The 18878-nt window shown below is 46.2% G+C and carries 11 protein-coding genes; 6 read left to right on the plus strand and 5 right to left on the minus strand.

Annotation, left to right across the window (positions count from 1 at the left end; all coding sequences use genetic code 11):
- Nucleotides 1-54 precede the first annotated feature (54 nt).
- Nucleotides 55-1170 carry a stalk domain-containing protein gene (locus GC096_RS04730; RefSeq protein WP_171629139.1) on the minus strand — a complete coding sequence of 372 codons (1116 nt, stop codon included), beginning with the start codon at nucleotides 1168-1170 and terminating at the stop codon, nucleotides 55-57.
- Between the two features lie 118 nt (nucleotides 1171-1288).
- Nucleotides 1289-2995: a methyl-accepting chemotaxis protein gene (locus tag GC096_RS04735; RefSeq protein ID WP_171629140.1), complete on the minus strand. Its 1707-nt coding sequence runs from the start codon at nucleotides 2993-2995 to the stop codon at nucleotides 1289-1291.
- Nucleotides 2996-3155: 160 nt separating this feature from the next.
- Here GC096_RS04735 and GC096_RS04740 point away from each other — a divergent pair, with 160 nt between their 5' ends.
- The gene (locus GC096_RS04740) at nucleotides 3156-6950 is read left to right on the plus strand and encodes a response regulator (RefSeq protein WP_171629141.1); all 3795 of its coding nucleotides are present in this window, start codon (nucleotides 3156-3158) and stop codon (nucleotides 6948-6950) included.
- An 83-nt stretch (nucleotides 6951-7033) separates the two neighbouring features.
- Nucleotides 7034-7939, plus strand: coding sequence for an oxygen-dependent tRNA uridine(34) hydroxylase TrhO (gene trhO, locus GC096_RS04745; RefSeq protein WP_056624425.1), 906 nt, complete (start codon nucleotides 7034-7036; stop codon nucleotides 7937-7939).
- A gap of 650 nt (nucleotides 7940-8589) precedes the next feature.
- Here trhO and GC096_RS04750 read toward each other — a convergent pair.
- Together GC096_RS04750 and GC096_RS04755 are read right to left on the minus strand one after the other, a co-directional pair.
- Nucleotides 8590-9132, minus strand: coding sequence for a hemerythrin domain-containing protein (locus GC096_RS04750; RefSeq protein ID WP_171629142.1), 543 nt, complete (start codon nucleotides 9130-9132; stop codon nucleotides 8590-8592).
- A 212-nt stretch (nucleotides 9133-9344) separates the two neighbouring features.
- On the minus strand, nucleotides 9345-11552 hold the full coding sequence (locus tag GC096_RS04755) for a methyl-accepting chemotaxis protein (protein ID WP_171629143.1): 2208 nt from the start codon (nucleotides 11550-11552) through the stop codon (nucleotides 9345-9347).
- 355 nt (nucleotides 11553-11907) lie between these two features.
- Between GC096_RS04755 and GC096_RS04760 the strand changes: the two genes are divergently transcribed.
- Genes GC096_RS04760 through GC096_RS04770 form a run of 3 tightly spaced genes read left to right on the plus strand, consistent with a single transcriptional unit; the run spans nucleotide 11908 to nucleotide 15216 of the window.
- The gene (locus GC096_RS04760) at nucleotides 11908-13362 is read left to right on the plus strand and encodes a circularly permuted type 2 ATP-grasp protein (protein ID WP_171629144.1); all 1455 of its coding nucleotides are present in this window, start codon (nucleotides 11908-11910) and stop codon (nucleotides 13360-13362) included.
- 34 nt (nucleotides 13363-13396) lie between these two features.
- Complete coding sequence (locus GC096_RS04765; protein ID WP_246302579.1) at nucleotides 13397-14356, plus strand: alpha-E domain-containing protein; 960 nt, start codon at nucleotides 13397-13399, stop codon at nucleotides 14354-14356.
- Nucleotides 14353-15216 carry a transglutaminase family protein gene (locus GC096_RS04770; RefSeq protein WP_171629145.1) on the plus strand — a complete coding sequence of 288 codons (864 nt, stop codon included), beginning with the start codon at nucleotides 14353-14355 and terminating at the stop codon, nucleotides 15214-15216. Before GC096_RS04765 ends, GC096_RS04770 begins: the two co-directional genes overlap by 4 nt.
- A gap of 802 nt (nucleotides 15217-16018) precedes the next feature.
- Here the strand turns inward: GC096_RS04770 and GC096_RS04775 are convergent.
- Nucleotides 16019-17245 carry a GNAT family N-acetyltransferase gene (locus GC096_RS04775; protein WP_171629146.1) on the minus strand — a complete coding sequence of 409 codons (1227 nt, stop codon included), beginning with the start codon at nucleotides 17243-17245 and terminating at the stop codon, nucleotides 16019-16021.
- Between the two features lie 378 nt (nucleotides 17246-17623).
- Here GC096_RS04775 and GC096_RS04780 point away from each other — a divergent pair, with 378 nt between their 5' ends.
- A complete protein-coding gene (locus GC096_RS04780) occupies nucleotides 17624-18871 on the plus strand; it encodes a carbohydrate-binding protein (RefSeq protein ID WP_171629147.1) in 1248 nt (415 codons plus the stop codon).
- Nucleotides 18872-18878 lie beyond the last annotated feature (7 nt).

Below are 18878 nucleotides of genomic sequence, written 5' to 3' on the forward strand. Positions count from 1 at the left end.
CTTCAGATCACCTGAATCGGCAACTGAAGGCTTATTTTTATTTTTTTCTAGCCATTATTGTGCGATATGAATGCCTTTTGAATCAATTGTCACATCGGCCTTTAGAATGTCTGACACAAATTTAGCAGGCACATAAAGAGTATCGTTCAGAATAACCGGTGCCGCTCCTAGCGCTACCGGCGCCATTTTGGCAAAGAAATAGCTATCTTTTCCCACACTCACACTCGTCCACTGCGCACCTTTCGATAGTTCAGCAGCATAAGTATCTTGATTCCATTTCACGGTGTAGCCCAAACCTTCTGCTACTTTACGGAAAGGAACAAGTGTAACGCCATCCTCATTCTGTTCGACATCAACGGGTGCCAACTCCACTTTCACTTTATCGGTACCAGGCAGCGGAGTAGGATTCGGTTTAATGGTCACATCCTTAGGCAAGATGAAGCGGAATTCTGGACTTCCAGCAACACCAGCTGCAATCGAATATTTCGGGAACACAACAACCACTGCCCCTTTTTCTACAAAAAATCCTTGCTCCGAGCTAATGCCTTTAAATTGATCTTTAAAGAAGTATTGCGGTTCCTCGTCCATTTTGGCAATAACACCTGCATCGATCGTGGCCTTGTAGCCTGCACCAAGCAGATCCTGCAGCGTTACACGCTGAGCTGTTGCCGCATTCAGCACATTATACGTATCCACTCTCGGCATGCCTGTGCCACCCGTTTCTCCGTACGTAGTAACGCTAAGGGAAACAACACCTGAAGGATTTCCTGTGCCATCCGATTTCAATGTGTAGACAATTGTAAGCCCGTAAGGACGGTACGTATATCCCTTATCTTTGGCTGCTGCAGCAGCCTCCGCAGCATCTTTTTCCCAGTTCGCTAGATCTTTGTTCGCATGTGAGAGAATAATGTCATTGAGTTCGTCTTGGTATTTCGTATCCAACATACCGCTCAACTGCGGTACTTTGATATTCGTCGTTAGGTTTGTACTTTTGGATGTAAGCACCACTTCTTTAATGACAACTGGTACTGATGATGTGGTTGCTGAAATGGCAACTGCGGTATCCGCTGAAGCAATGCTTGCAATTGGCAGTACCGAAGCACTTACACCTACGAGGACCGCACAACTAACAACACCCATTTTCATTATGTTCCAAGGATTCTTTTTCATTTCCTATTCACTCCTTCTGAGTTATCGTGTTTTTTGTCGCTTGTTTAACCTTCACGATAACTAGACGCACCAACTTAAGGAAAAGTCTGATCCTAGACCATTTTTTTCAAAAATAAATTTATGAAAGTCGGAACGTGCCGACCACATGATTCAAATCCGTGGCAATTCCGGCAAGGTTTTTGGCTGATGCCGTAATTTCTTCGGCTGATGCCAGCTGTTCTTGGGTAACTGCAGCGACGGATTGCGCAGTGCCTGAGGTTTGCTGGGCAACCAAGCCAACTTGAGCGACGGTTGCTGCTACTTCTTCCGAGCTCGCTGCCATCTGCTCTGCAGCTGCCGCTGTTTCTTGAATTTTGCTAGCTACTTCTTGCGAAGCTGTTACGATTTGACCGAATGCTTTCTCGGCAATGCTTACCTCATATAGACCTTCCTGCACTTCTGTTCTTCCATTGTTCATGACCCCAACAGCCCGAGCGGAATCCCGCTGAATGGACGTAATAAGTTCCGAGATCTCTCGAACGGAATCATCTGTTTGAGAAGATAGCTTACGCACTTCACCAGCTACTACGGCAAAGCCCTTTCCGCTTTCGCCGGCACGCGCAGCTTCAATGGCTGCATTCAGCGCAAGCAGGTTCGTTTGCGATGCAATATTCCCGATGAGCGTGGTAATCTGACCAATGCTTTGGGAATGCTTCTCAAGCTCCTGAATCACTTGATTCGCTGCGTCAACAGAGGTGCTGACGGCCTGTATTTTATTCACGACGCGTTCCATGGCATGTGTGCCTTGCTCCGCAATGTTCGTAGCCGTCATAGATAGTTCTGATACATCAGCTGTGGTTTCGGCGATACGGGAAATACCCGCTGCCATTTCTTCCATGGCTCGCCCACACTCTACAGAGCTTTGAGCTTGCGCATCCGCGCCATTAGCGAAATCCTGCACCGACACTGCAACATGCTGTGAAGCTGAGCTATTCTGCTCCGAGCTGGCAAACAGCTGCTGAGAGGAAGCCGCCACACTTGTCGAAGCATGCAGCATTTGCTCTACGGAATGGCGTAGATGGTTCACCATTTGGTTAACGGCCCCGATGAGCTGGCCAATTTCATCTTTATTTTTCACAACAATTGGTTCAACGGTTAGGTCACCTTTGGAGATACGATTCAGAGCTTGCGATGCTTTTCGAACAGGATTTGAAATGTTACTTACAAGGAAATAACAAGTCGCAATCATAAAGACAAGCATAACAGCCAATGCAATAAAAGAAATTTGGACGCTTTTCTTGTATTCCTCCGTGCTTGCTACTACCCCTTGCTGACCGCCATCTTGGTTGTAGGCAACCATGTCCGCCATCGATTTCTGTGCTTTACTGAAGGCTGCTGACATCACTGTAAGGCTCTCTGCCGCTTCCTTCACTTTACTTGGATCACTTGATAGCTGTTTGTTAGCCACGTAGGATGTTTTAAATCCCTCCCAGTTCTGGGTAAGCTCTTGCAAACGTGCCCCTTCTTCTTCACTTGACACAGAATCCTTATATTTTCCTAACAAATTGTCGATTTCTGTAATCGTTGCTTGGATACCTTTGTCTATAGGTTCATGTTTTTTCACATCTGGCTCTAATTTCTTCTGATAGTACAGTGTTAGTAAATGCTCAGAGAAATAATGAACTTCCTCAATATCTTGAATCCCCATCATCCAGTTGTTTGCCAGGTTCGTATTCATGTCCTTTAACGCGCCCATACGACTCATAGCTGTATAGCTCATTCCAACAACCATCAAAAAGATGATCGCAAATACCGCAATAAATTTCGTCCGTACTGTCATCTGCATACGTAAATCCCCCTATTTAATTGACCCAATTTTGAACAAGTATGTATACGTGATTGATCTGTTGGATATATCATAAATTGAAATCATTAAATTTGTTCTGTTCTAATCATGATGAAACTATGAGATTTCCTAACAATTACACGGCTTTTGGAGGAAAAAAATGTCATCGTCCTTGCGTTTTAAACTCGTCTCCTGGCTTGTTCTGATTACATCCATCTCCCTTACCGTCGTTGGAATTACCAATTATAAACTTTCGAGAAATAAGTTACTGCAGCAAATGAACGAGCAATCCATAACCTCTGTATCGAATTCCGCTCGAAACTTATATGATTTCTTGTCGATTCGTTTGGCAGAAGTTGAGCTTATAAGCCGGGTCAGCATTATGAAAAATGGTACGCAAGATGATCGTCTAAAATTTCTGACTCATGAATTGCAAACGGATGGAAATCGCTATCACGCCATGGCTATTGCTGATTTGGCAGGAAACCTGCAATTTACCTCCGGTTTGACTTTCTCCATCTCGGATGAGCTTCGCTTCCAGCAAGCCCTGCAAGGGAAAACCTTTATTTCGGACCCTCATCTAAGCAAAATGAAGGGCATTTATGTCATCTCGATTACGGCGCCCATCTTTGATGATCAACATAAGGTCGTAAGTATCATCGATGTTTCTATGGAGGCTGCACCTGTTTTTCAAGAACATTTACTAGCTCCTCCCAATAATGGAGACCAATTAATTGTGAATCGGGAGGGTCTCACCTTATATGATTCAGATCCCTCTACCATTCTTAAGGTAAACATTTTCACGGAATATCCTGAACTCAGACCCGCTTTTCAACAAGCGTTACGAACTGGAAAAGGTTATATCGACGAGTCCTTTATCTCTGGAACGAAGACACGTTGGTTCTATGCACGCATCCCTCAATTAAATTGGTATCTCGCTTATTCCATGCCAATCACTGCCATTGAAGCCCCAACAAGTCCACTCCTATGGTCGACCGTAGGATTAATTGTCATGGCAGCGTTAATCATTTTCATCCTAATCTACCTCACAACGAACCATCTGATTATCAAAAGAATTAAACAAATCCTCCAAGTAACCGAGGCGGTTGCTGCTGGTGATTTCCACACGAAGCCCATCGTGTTCAAAAGTAAAGATGAATTAGGTGCCCTCGCGTTATCTGTCAATGGCATGATGGAAAATATCCGCGAACTTTTCGAGCCGTTCGAAGCTTTTATTCGTCATAATCAATACGCCATGATCGTAATGGATCCGAACTTTATGATTAACCATCTCAACGGCAGAGCTACGCAGATGCTAGGGTATTCTTTTGCAGATGTACATAAAATTGCTACACCCTTAATCTGGTTAGATCAAAAACAGCTGAATGAAAGAGCTGCACAGTATTCTGCTGAACTAGGCGAGACGATCCCTGCAGACTGTACAACTCTTGTTATTCGTTCCTTACGTCATCTGAAAGAGGATTTAGAGTGGACTTGGTATCACAAAGACGGCACCCGAATCTATGTGCAAGCAAGTGTTAGCTGCATCACGCATCCGAATGGTGAGTTCAAAGGATACGTCTTAATTGCACGCGATATCAGTGATATTAAAGCAAGTAATGAAACAAAAGAACGGTTGTTCACGATTGTTGAGAGCGCGCGGGATGCTATTCTCACCTTTGATCAAGACGGATATATCTTCTATATTAATCCAGCGGGCATCCAGAGGATTGGATTAGCTGGAACCGTTTATGAACGAACACATTTTCACGAGTTTGTTGAAATCTTGAATGATATTAATTTTGAGGAAGGACTCCAAACTGCGATCCGAGATGGCTTCTGGGAATTTGAAGCGGAAGTCATGACCAAGAATCAACAACGCATCATCGTATCGCTTGTCATCGTCCCACACTTCCCTCTTGATAATGGTGAGCTGTATTTCTCGGCGATTACAAGAGATATCACAGATCAAGTCCATGCCAAGGAGCAGCTTATCCTAGCTAAACAGGAGGCGGATGATGCTAATTTAGCCAAAGGTGTTTTCCTTGCTCGCATGAGCCATGAAATACGTACGCCTCTGAATGGGATTGTTGGACTTTCCCACCTGCTTGAGAGAACAGCCATGACCGAACTACAAATGGATTATATACGTAAAATCTCTCGCTCTTCCCAGTCTCTTTCACATATCATCAACGATATTCTGGACTTCTCTAAACTGGAAGTAGATAAGCTCGTGATTGAACATCACCCTTTTCAGCTAGATGAAACCATCGATCGCGTGTGTGAAACACTGAGTGTGCTGCTCGGTCATAAGCCTGTGGATTTCATTTGCGATATACCTGACCAAGTGCCTGGTGGATTGATTGGCGATTCATTGCGACTCTATCAGGTACTTCTGAATCTCTCCAGTAATGCGATTAAATTCACGGAGCAAGGAACCGTCACACTTCGTGTTGGCGTCGATCAGATGCATGAGAATGAGGTTACTCTCCGGTTCAGCGTCACGGATACGGGAATTGGCATGGATGAGAAACAGTTGGCCAATTTATTCCAACCCTTTATCCAAGGTGACGAGGTAACGAGCCGCAAATATGGAGGGACAGGACTGGGGCTTGTTATTTCCAAAAATATTATCGAAAATATGGGCGGCTCGATCTCGGTCTCCAGCACGCAAGGGACAGGGAGTGAATTTCTGGTCCTTCTCACCTTCACGCTCTACATCCCTAGCAACAAGGTATTCCCTCCCTTGCCGCTCGCTATGCTCGTCGTGGAAGATCATCCTACGCTTAATAGGGTGCTCGTCCAAAGCCTGCAGTCCATCTGCAACGATGCTGCGGGTGTGTATTCGTGGAAGGAAGCCCTCCAGGTCATAGATCACATCCCGCTCGACTTCCTTCTGCTCGATATGGAGGCTGATGATATGTATGGAGAAGATGTGTGGCTGAGCATGCTTGCTGCTTGCCAACAGCAGGGGATTAGAACGATTATTTACACGTCGTTATCAGGAAGAGATGCACTCGAACAGCTTCCGACCGAAGCCTCGCCCGATGCCGTCCTGGTCAAACCGATCTCTCGAAGTCTCTTGTACAGGACGCTGGCTTCGCTGCAGGCTGAAAGCGAGATCGTTCATACCCATTTGAGAGATAACTTGGCGAACGATAGGGAGAAGGACTTTGCGCTCTTCCCTTTACACAGCTTGAGCAAGGCTCCACTGCGCATTCTAATTGTGGAAGACAATGAAATTAACCAAACGGTGGCTCGCTCTCTTCTGGAAAGTATGATGAACTGTCGCATTCAAGTGGCTGGTAACGGATTTCAGGCCCTGCATGATTTGGCGAATCACACGTATGATTTGATCCTCATGGATATCCATTTGCCTGAGCTCGATGGGATCGAAACGACCAAGCGCATTCGTCATGAGCCGAAATGGGCACACATTCCGATTATTGCCTTAACTGCGGACTCAACGCTCGACAATCGGCTGGCCTGTATAGAGGCGGGGATGAGTGACATGATCTCCAAGCCCATCATTCCCGAACGGCTAAGCGCTGCTATTGCATCCACACTTCATCTGCAAGTGGAGAATCATCGAATTGCTGGACTGGATATTGCGGAGGCACTCCAACGCATGGGCGGAAAAACGGACATTTATCGTGAGATGCTCCGTAAATTCCAAGACCAAACCGACCCTCTGATGGCGCTATTGAAAGGTAACCTCGACGCAGGTAACTTTGAGGAGGCTCTTCGTTTGCTTCATGGCATACGCGGTTCTTCCAGCAACCTTTCGGCTAATCGTGTGTTTGCCGCGGCAAGCGAGTTGGAGGATTCCGTGAAGGAGCAAAAGAAGCTGCAAACAGCAGATCGCGATCTCTCTGACGTGTTCCATTTGCTTCAACATGTAGAGTTTGAATTGCAGTTCGTTTATCAAACCATCCAAAAATTGCTGCTTGATTGAAAAATACACGAATTTATGTCACTATATGCGTATACTCCATCTTGATGGAGTGTGTCATTTTATACGTATAGGTGGTTATTGTTATGACTGAACATGGCGCTCCATACCGCATCTTGTTGTATTATAAATTCGTCGCTGTTGCTGATCACGAAGCATTAGCGCGAGAACATTTGGCTTATTGCAAAAAGCTCGGTGTAAAAGGACGCATCCTGATTGCTCCTGAGGGCATTAACGGCACCCTTTCTGGGACCGTAGAGCAAACGGAAGCCTACATGGCGATGATGAATCTCATGCCATTGTTTAAAGATATGGTTTACAAGATTGATGAACATGAAGGACATGCCTTCAAGAAACTGTTTGTCCGTCCGAAAAAAGAGCTCGTCACCTTCCGTCTTGAAGAAGACGTGAATCCGAATGAGCTTACGGGAACGCATTTGAAGCCGAAAGAATTTTATGAGAAGCTCAAAAATGAAGATGTCATCGTGCTCGATGGCCGTAATCATTATGAGTATGATATCGGGCATTTCCGAGGCGCCATTCGTCCTGAGGTCGAGACGACCAAGGAATTCCCCGAGTGGATTCGCAATAATCTGCAAGAGTTTAAAAACAAACCAATTCTCACTTACTGCACGGGTGGCATTCGTTGTGAGAAATTATCCGGTTTCTTGATCAACGAAGGCTTTACCGACGTGTATCAGCTGGACGGTGGAATCGTCACCTACGGCAAAGACGAAGAGGTGCAAGGTCGTTTATTCGATGGAAAATGCTATGTATTCGATGAGCGCATCTCCGTACCGATTAACCGCACTGATGAAGATATCGTTGTAGGCAAATGCTACCACTGCGGAACCGCAGAGGATCGCTATATTAACTGTGCGAACGATCTGTGCCACTTGAAGCACATTTGCTGTGAGGCTTGTGAAGAGGAGCATGACAGCTTCTGTTCCAAGGAATGCGAAGAGAAAACGTTGAGCGCGTTGGAGGCATAGGAGGGGGGCTTGCCCCTTCTTTCGCGGAAAATTCGAACTGTCAACTCTTTTGGGGATCGATTTTACCTCTTTCGCAGAGATGTCGGCGCCTCGCCACTCTCTGCAGATCGATTCCCCCTCCTATCGCAGCCCCTACCGCGATTAGATGGAAAAACTACATCTAATTTCGCTCGATTCGGCTGATTCTTCCATTTAGATGTAAAAACTCCAGTTAAATTTCACCATTTTCGCGAATAGCGAGCAAAGGGTTGAAAATAGCTGGAGTTTTTACAGTTATTCTCTGAAATCAGGCCAATTAGCCTGATTTAGATGTAGGTTTTCCAGTTATTGCTGCGGCGCGGCGTTTGTAATGGCCTGTAGAGCCTAAAAGAAGATAGACTGTCGGGAGCATCGCTTCCCACCATGTAACTTAACACTCTCACTAGAAGAGACCCCTCTCAAGTCGATTGACTTGGGAGGGGCCTCTTTGCTACAGGCACATTTTAGCTACTTTAAACTCCTGCTACTTTGCTACTCCTGTTTCTTTCACCACACTACTTCCATACTAGCTACTCTACCACTCTTCCACACTAGCTACTCTTTTTCACTCTCTCCAGTCACTCTAGCAAATCCTGCCACTCCAACGATCCCTGCTTCTTTCACCACTTTACCTAACTAATCTGATCCTCGATCTGGTCCATAATCCGATCAATTAATGGGTAGACTAGCTCCTCCTCCAACGTGAAGTGCTTGAGCAGAATGAGGCAGGCCGTCAATAGTTCGGAGGCCATCACATGGACGAAGTCCATGTCGACTGGCACGCTCATGGCATTGACACCGTTGACGTATGACTGTACGACTCTTTTGGCCAGATCATGATCCTGCTCCAACACATGCATGGACCGCGAAACTGAGATGGCCATCGTCGGATGTAAATAAGTTTGCAGACTCGGGAATAACACTTGTTCTTCCCATTCCGAATGCTGCTCCAACTCCTCCACCAAGGATAGAATGCCGTCCTGAAGTTCGATCAGACGACACATCCCAATTGAGCAATCATCAAGGGTGTACAAAGCTGCAGCTAGCGTTCGAATATCGGAGAGCTGCTCACGCATTTGCACATGCTCCTCCTTCAAACGCTGGGCTAGCATTCTAAATTCACTAGGATTCACATTATTTGCCCGATTCGTTTGAATGCTCAAACGGTCACTCATTCGACATCCTCCTCCGAGTTTTCGTAAGAAACATTTCTTCGTAAGCATCAGCTTAAAGTTTCTTTAGAAACTTGCCACGTAAGTATTCACATTGTTTTCGTGAACCGAAAACTTATCCTTGCTTATGTGGAAACAGAAAAACCCCATACCGCATTATCATTGTATGCGGCATGGGGTTGTTAACATGCGAAAGAATGTCTAATAATAACCTTTTATCGAATACGGCTCTCCGTCAAATGAAACTGATTCACAAGCAGCAACATAGAGTGTGTTATTGCTCCTACATCTCCCGTCGTTTGACGCACATGATGCATGTCTTGCAGGAGCTCTTTCACAGTAAGCTCAACCTCCGCGGAGATCTGACGGTTCTCTTTGCTCACCGCTGCAATCTTCTCCATAAGAGCAACGACTTCCTCTACCACCTGTGTTTTCATGGTATCGTGAGCATTCGCCGTGCTAAGAATCTCAGACGCCGCAGCAACAATCTGCGTCCCTTCCAGAACGACCTTCGTCCCTTCTTCCATGGAGATGAAGGCTTCATTCGCATGTCGTTCAATGTGCTCGATCGTTTCATTGATTTCCATGGTTGATTTCTTGGTCAAATCCGCCAACTTGCGGATCTCCCCAGCAACGACGGCAAATCCTTTGCCATGCTCACCTACTCGCGCCGCCTCAATAGAGGCATTCAACGACAATAGATTCGTCTGCGCCGAGATTTCTTCAATTACTTTAAGCAGCTTCGGAATTTCTTGCGTCGTATGCAGGAAGGTTTGGATGGTTTGGTTCGTTTCCTCTACTTTCGCCGAAATATCCGTCATCTTCTGACCAATGCGTTCAACCTCATCCTGCGCAACAGCAATCTGTCCTGAAGCTTTCTGTTCCAGTTCGCGCAAAGTTCCGCTCATATTTTGCGTAACATCCTTCGCGACATCAATATCCTTCAGCTGTCCACGCAGCGAGCGAATCATGTCATGGATTTTGGTACTCATCCGACCTGTAGATTGCTCTGTCGACCCTGTTGAGTCATTCATCCGTTCTTGGCTCACTTGCACCTCAGCAGCCGCTTGTTTCACTTGCAGCATGATACCTTCCAAGGAATCGATCATATTATTGATCCATTTGGCCAAATCCCGCGTCTCATCGCCAGCGAACTCATCAACCTTCAGGCGCTGCGTCAAATCCCCTTTACCTTCTGCATTAATCCGGATAAATTTATTAATTTGAGCAAGCTGTCTAGCAATCGGTTTACTTCCTTGGCGTCTAATTAAATTGGCACCAATTCCACCGAAGAGCAGATTGACACCTACCATGATTGCCGCACCGACACCATTCGAAACATGTCCATTTAGCAGCCAAAAGCTACCCGCGGTAACAAGCAGCATGAGCGCAATAAACCGCATTTGCAGACTGAACATCTTCCAATCAATCGAACGAGTACGATAGACCTCTTCCAAATCCCCTTCACACATCATTCCCCACACGTCCGGACAATGTGGCAACTGGAAGGTCACACCTTTGCCTATTACTGAAATATGCCGATAATCGGAATATCCTGGGTATTCAACGAATACATTATTTCCCTTAGCAATGGTTCCCGCTACGCCTGGATGCAGCTGCCCCGTCGCAGGATCCGTGAAAACAAGCTCCAACTCCGTATGCTCCTTGACGCCAACGATCCCATAATCGGTGCGAACGCCGTCTTTCAAATTATCGCCATGGGTAAAGGTCAAATCTTCGAATCGGCTTCGCGATAACGCTGTTCCAGGAACGATTTGTTTATTTAACCCAGGCTTTGCCATAAATAAATAGTTATCACCAGAATCGGGATACACATGTCCCGACTCGCGCTGAATCAGATCTCCGAGCACATCGTTCGGCACGCGTCCACAAACGGCTCCTTTCCATTGACCACCTACCATAATAGGTGAAATGAAAGCGATCGTCATCGCATCATGAAATGGCGAAGTACTTGGACCGATTTGGAGCGTAAGCGGGTCCGAGAAGGGTCCGAATAAGCATTTCACGCCTTTGCGTGTTTCTTCCAACCCTTTCCCCAGCACGCCTCCAGCGGCATAGGATCTTCCCACATGAGTATTGTGTGTGGAGTATACGACAGTAGCCTTTTCATCCAAAATAAATACTTCGGAAAAATCAGCTCCACTCTTCATTGTTGCTGTCAAGAACCTTCCAAGTACTGATGCATCCTTCGATGCAGACTCCCTCAACACTTCAGTCTCCGTTAACTGTTCAAGCAATCGATCCAAATTGGACCAGTAGGCGAGGGCCCAACTACGTAAAATTTCCGTTCTTGTATGCGCAATTCCTTCGAAAATATGCTCAACATCTTCCTTGATATGACGATTCAGGCGGTAAGACCACCACAAAGGCAGACCTTTTCTAAACCCCAGCCAATCAAACATACCACAACACCCCTTTTATCACATTTAATGTGACTTTGTTTAACATTCCTTATATTCGACAATTTTATAGTGATTTTCATCGCAAAGCAAGACAAATAACTGAATTTTTCATGAATAATCCGAACATTAACAAAAAAAACATGAGGAATGTCGGTATTTTTCTATGTTAGTTATATTGACATAATTTTCTGAAAAATTTACAATATAAGAAAAACCACATCGTACCAGCTGCATAAATCATGTTACTATATCTAACAAATAAAGAACTTAGATCAGAAAGGAGGCCTGGTTTCTGCTTCGGGCCGTTTGCTTCTTACAGCTTCCGAACGCATAATGATGAAACCAGGGAGCTGCGATGTCTAAACCTGAGAATCTGGTCACTACCCCTTATGATCCTCGTCCTTTTTTTGATGAGATGTTTATGAACGCCTACTCGGTTCGCCCTCATTATCAAAGTACCTTTCTTCAATTCATGTCGATGAAGACTGGTAACTTAAACAAGCGCCAGACCGCTACGATGAAACGGATGATGGAAGAAGGGATTACCTTCACCCTCTATAGTCCCGATCAGACGGAGGCGCTAGAGCGCACACTCCCCTTCGATCCTATCCCTAGGATTATTCCGCAAGAAGAGTGGATTAAGCTCGAACGAGGACTCAAACAGCGTGTTAAGGCCCTCAATATGTTTCTCAAAGATATTTATCATGAGCAGTCCATTCTGAAGGATGGGATTATTCCTAGAAAAATGGTGCTGTCCAATTGTTACTTCCGACCTGAGATGATGCGGCTTTCGATTCCAAACGATGTGTATGTGACGGCCTCTGGGATTGATTTAATTCGAGATGAGCAGGGTGAATATTTCGTTCTCGAGGATAATCTCCGTTCCCCTTCTGGCTTCTCTTACTTATATAAAAGCAGATCGATTATGACGCACTTATTCCCTGAACTCGTGTTCAGTCATTCCATTCAAGATATTGAGCATAGCTTAAATGTATTTCTAACCGCACTACGTAAGCTGAGTCCTTCCGGCAAATCAGATCCTGTCATTGGACTTTTAACACCAGGCTGCTATAACTCCGCGTATTTCGAGCACACATTCCTCGCTCAGCAAATGGGATTAGAGTTAGTAGAAGGACACGATCTCGTCGTCATTGATCACAAAGTGTACATTCGCGGCATCAAAGGGCTTCGCCAAATCGATGTTCTCTACCGCAGGATAGATGACGATTTCTTAGATCCACTCGCTTTCGATCCGAACTCGATGCTTGGTGTTGCTGGCATAATGAACGCCTATCGCGCGGGCAATATCAACATTGTGAACGCACCAGGTACAGGTGTAGCCGATGACAAAGCCATTTATGCCTACGTGCCCGATATGATTCGATATTACTTGAATGAAGAACCTATTTTAAACAACGTACCGACATATATTCTTTCGCGGCCTGATGAGCGAGCGCATGTCCTGGAGCATTTGCACGAAATGGTTGTGAAGGAAACTTCTCTCTCTGGCGGCTACGGCATGCTAATTGGGCCAACGGCTTCTGAGAGTGAAATTGCTGATTTCCGGCTCAAAATCCTAGCCAACCCCGATCGCTATATCGCGCAACCTACGATTCAACTATCCAGAGCACCTGTCATGATCGATGGTCAAATGGCAGCAAGGCACATAGATTTGCGAGCTTTTGTCATTGCGGGTGAAGACATTCAAGTGATTCCTGGCGGACTTACGCGTGTTGCTTTGAAAGAAGGCTCCCTCGTTGTGAATTCCTCGCAAGGCGGGGGATGTAAAGATACGTGGGTTGTTCGCTAATCGCGATCTACAATTCGATTGGAGGCCAAGGGATATGGTGATGATGGGACGAACAGCGGAAGCTTTATTCTGGATCGGTAGATATTCGGAAAGAACTGAGAATCACGCTAGACTGATCGATGTGTATTATCATATCCGTGAGGATATGGAAGGCAGCAGTAAGCAATCCTGGAGCCGGCTCATCGATACAATTGGGGACCGTGCTGCTTTCACTGAGCAGTACGGCAGCTTCACCGAACAACATGTCCTTCAATACATTACGCTTGATAAAAATAATGCGAACTCCCTACTCGCCTGTACGAACCACGCACGTGCTAACCTGCGAAATATTCGGGAGAAGATGCCTTCCGAGCTATGGGATATTTTGAATGGACTCTATTTATGGCTCAAAGAAAAAGAAGTCCGCGATATCACGAATGATTCGCCTCATTTGTTCTATCGCTTTATCCGGGATACGCTATCTATGTTTCAAGGTGCGGCGACTTCCGTCATGCCTCGTCAGAACGAATGGCATTTCGTTGAAGCTGGGCGCTATCTAGAACGAGCTGAGAATGTGCTGCGTTTAATTCAATCGCTTTGTTCGGAATATGCCAAAGAAGACTTTTCTTCCTATCCGCTCATGCTTGCGGTTTTGAAATCCGTCAGCGGATACGAATCGTATCGCAAAGAGTATGCAGATACGGTCAATTTGAATAGCATCATCAAATTCCTGCTTTTAAATGAAACGTTCCCTCGATCCGTTGCCTTCTCCATGCAGTCTTTGGAGCGCTCGTTCAAGGGCATTCAATTGGATGATCCTGAACTCACCAACGCTGTGCATAAACTGGCTAAACTAGCAGGGAAAGTGAAAGCGAATTTGGCTTGCATCGACGAAGAGGATTTGAGATCAGGCAAATTAGAAGCGACATTGCAAACACTGCTCGACTCCTGTAATGGGATGGGGGTACGGATGTCCAAAGTCTTTTTCCCCTCTCGGGAGGAGGTTATCGCATGAAGAAGCTGGAGATCACACACATTACTCGTTATTCCTACACCGATTCCGCGCAGGACAGTGTCAATGAAATTCGGCTAACTCCGTTAACGGACAATCGTCAATCCTGTTATCACCATGCGATCACAACCGAGCCTGTATCGGCTTTCTTCACCTATTCGGACTATTTCCACAACCGGGTACACGCCTTTACAGTCAACAAGCTCCATCGCGAGCTCACGATTAAGATGGTCTCCACCGTCGTTACGCACGAAAATGATAACAATCCTGTATCTGTCCCTTCGCTCTATGAAGCTAAATCTTCGAGATTCGGAGATGACTTTCAGAATGAATATGCTGAGTATTTATTACCAACCAGCTATACCGGACTGACGCCTGAGTTGCAAGCCTACTCTGACGCGATTATCGATGATGGGGTACCTTTATATGATCTACTCCAAACCATCTACACCACCATCAACCGCGATTTCACTTATGATGTTTCGGCAACCTCCGTGCAAACCACAGTAGGCGAGATGTTGAAGCTGCGGCGTGGTGTTTGTCAGGACTACTCTCATTTCATGATTACCATTTGCCGCGAAAAAGGCATTCCAACCCGATACGTGAGCGGCTACCACTTCGTCGGTGATTTGCAAGGAGGCAGTGCGGATTTCACGCAAGCCTCCCACGCGTGGGTGGAATGTCTCATCCCCGGCTCTGGCTGGTTCGGGTATGACCCAACGAACAATTGCGAAGTGAACTGGCGCTATATCAAGCTGGGGCATGGACGAGACTATAATGATATCGTACCCGTCAAAGGCGTCTATCGCGGCTCAGGCACACAGGACTTGGAAGTAATTGTGGATGTTAAGTTAGTGGAATAGACTTGCCTGCTACAAGTGGCATTAATAAACCAGTTAGCATCCGATGGTGCGGATGCTAACTGGTTTTTTGCTGGTGTGTCTAAGTCCTCGGACGAAATTGGTGGAGTTTATAGATCTGGAAGTGTTTATGCTCTTCCTATTTGCACTAACTGTAAAAAGTACAGCTAATTATGCGAATTTTCCTCTTAAACTCGATTTTAATGTAAATTATGTAGTTAAAACTTCTTCTTTTGTTCAAACGGGTAAAAATGGTTAAATTTAACTGTAGGTTCTCCATCTATTCTGTGTTTGATCGGAATTTCCAAGAATTTAACTGTATAAAATCCATTTATTCGCCTGACGCACAGGAGAATTAAGAGAATTCCATCCGACCAACACACCATTCTGACTCAGCACTTCAAACCTGTTTCTAAACCTGCTTCTACTTCTACTTTTACTTCTACAATTACAATTGCGCACATTTTTTGTGCGCTTCGTGCCGTGGCTGCCGGGCTTCACCTTCTTGCGCACATTTTTTGTGCGCTAGCGTGCCGTGGCTGCCGGGCTTCACCTTCTTACGCACATTTTTTGTGCGCTAGCGTGCCGTGGTTGCCGGGCTGCATCTTCTTGCGCACATTTTTTGTGCGCTAGCGTGCGGCGGCAGCCGGGCTGGATCTACTTACGCACAATATTTGTGCGCTAGCGTGCGATTGGCGCACAGTCTGCAAGATCACCACACTTAGAAGGGAATCCTGCTCTTTGAATTTTATACTTTCTATTATTTCGAGAAAAGGCACGGATCCGAGATCCGTGCCCTCCTCATTTAAAAGAAATCTGTCAGATACGTTGTACGTTCCGGAATGAATCGTTCCAATCTGGAGATCTCACCTGCGTCACCGTGCAGACGGCCAATGCGATGCAACAACGACGCTCGTTTGTAACCCATCAACAGCGCGGACAAGGTCTGGATGTCACACGAGATGACATGCTGTCCTGCCACTTTTTCAGCTCCAACATCACCATCGAACGAACGTTCCTCACTCAGTTTAACGACGTCATTCTCTTCACCATGTCCTGGCTGAATTCGGAATATCCCGTTATTCCACTCGGCATGTCCGTCTCGAAGTTGTAGGTAGAATGGCTTGTCCTCGCTCGCGCCTTCCACAACCGCGTTGAAAGGATATGCTTTAAGAAACGCCTCTGCATCGACGATGCGTGCCATAAAATAGGGAACAACCTCTTGCTTGATCCGAGGATCCGCCAATACAAATGGCAACGGGTCGCCAAACGGCGCCTGGCATACCACTCTCTCAATCATCGAGTCATGATTGGAGATCAATCGCCATAGCCCACGATTCGCATCCTCCGTTAGGGCAATCAACTCATGCACAGTGAGTACTTTTTCCTTCACTTGATAAATGATGTACCCTTCCGGCTCTCCAGCAGGATTCAAATACAGGGTTACGATCCCTTTCTTCCTATTGAACACACTCTTGCGCCACCAATCCCCCGTCCGAACGAGCATGCCATTAAAACGTTTGGCGTACGCCTCGTAGATCGGATTCAGCACCGCCGAGTCCGCTTCGATCCGCCGAAGCGTGCTGCCTGCTGCAACTTCCGGCTTTGGCAGCTGATGGGTTGCAATTTCATATCGCATGTATTCGATGTATGCCTCCCAACCGTATTTGCGATAAAAAGCAAAAGCGAATGGCGCCAGGAAAGACAGGGTCTGCCCAGATTCTTTCATCGATTGCAGTGCGCGTGATAACAATTGACCGACCATTCCTTGCCGACGATATTCTGGCCAAGTCGCTACGCTAGCAATGCCGCCCATCTCAAATGTTTTGCCGTTTACCCATGTTTCCAGCTCCAGAATCGTTAATTTGGCTGCTAACTGATCTTCAACAAAATACCCTATGGCCTGTTGGGACGCCATTGCAGCTAGTTTTTCGTCCCGCTCTTCAGGCAAAACCTTGTATTGAAAAGCAAACTCCGACAAGGCAAGACTGTCTTGAAAATCATCCTTTTTCAACAATCTGATCTGATCCATAGTGCCTCCTAGTTGTCCATTTACCTCTATTCTAACATGTAGAATTCAACATAATCCACACACACCCATTTTGGTCAATTTTCTTAAAAAGTGATAACCCGTTGCACCCTCAAAGACGTATTTAGGGCTATTTTCCGAAAATCAGACGATAGTTCACCTAGCCTTTCGCTACTACAATAAAGAAGCGCAGGCAAATATCGAGTCTTAGAGTCAGCAAGAGTTCGTAATTCTGCGTAGTCGAGAGAATGCCCCAGACGAAGGAAGAAGGTGATGGTTTAACGTAGCAAGGTACGAACGGCCAACGATCAGCATGAATTTCACAGCAGCTTATCATTCATTCCGAAACAAGGCGTTTATTATTTTAACAGGAGGTTTTTTATGAAAAAGAAAGTGTTACTGCTCGTGCTTGTTTTCTTCATGATGATGGGATCAGTTGTAGCATACGCCGCACCTAAAGTGAATACGTTTGAGCGGCCCGTTCGAGGAAGCGCTTACAGTTTAGCCCAATGGGGTGTCGACGGTTGGAGTGCTCCTTGGGACCTTGGCATGAGCACACGCACATGGATCGATGGCTACAATTTTAACCACTCTGGCGGTCAGTCACTTCGCGTGTTCTATCCACAAGGCCAAATTGACCCGCAAAACTCTGGTGCTCAAGCACCCTTCACCGTTACACCTGGGCAAGAATACTATTTATCGTATTGGGTTCGATTCAGCAGCGATTTCAGTTGGGGATCGACCGAAAATGCAGGCAAACTAGGGCTTGGATTAGCCGGCGGTGCCGCTTGTTCAGGCGGGCAGGAATGTACGGGCTACAATGGTTTTAGCTCTCGGATGATATGGCGTTCAGGCGGGCAAGCCGCTATTTATTACTATCATATGGGCAATGCTGGGCAATATGGGGACTATGCTGTTTTGAAAAACAACGGTGCCGATATCTATTATCCGAAAGGATCATGGGTGAACATCGTTCAGCGCCTCAAGGTCAACACGGTCACGAACGGAAATGCCAATCCAGATGGTGAGATTCAAATTTGGTATAACGGCACTTCGGCAGCCAACATTACAGGATTACGCTTCGTTCGCAACACTGATAAGGTGGATAAAGCGTACTTCTCTTCGTTCTTCGGCGGAGCTACCTCCGCATTCGCACCTCAGAATGACTCCTATATCTGGTACGACGACCTTAAGGTTTCCACCAATAAAGCAGAAATCTGCGAACTCGCCGTTGGCGGCTGTTATAACCGCACGTTCCAAGCGGAAAGTTACAATTCTATGAGTGGCGTCATCACTGAGACCACACCTGATACAGGCGGTGGCCAACATGTTGGCGCGATTGACAGCCAAGATTGGATCGCTTTCAGCAATGTGAACATTCCCACGGCGGGCACGTATTTGGTCGAATATCGGATCGCGACCCCGAATAATAACGGAAAAATCTCGCTGGACATCAACGCCGGCGGAACCGTATTAGGTCAAATCGATATCCCCAATACCGGCAGCTTTTCGACGTATCGCACCGTCTCTCATCAGGTTCAGATCCCAGCAGGCACACATCAATTCGGCATCTATGCAGCGACCGGCGGTTTCGATATCAATTGGTGGAAGATCACCAAACTATATTAATTTGATG

Source organism: Paenibacillus plantarum (genome assembly GCF_013141695.1).
GTDB lineage: Bacteria > Bacillota > Bacilli > Paenibacillales > NBRC-103111 > Paenibacillus_E > Paenibacillus_E plantarum.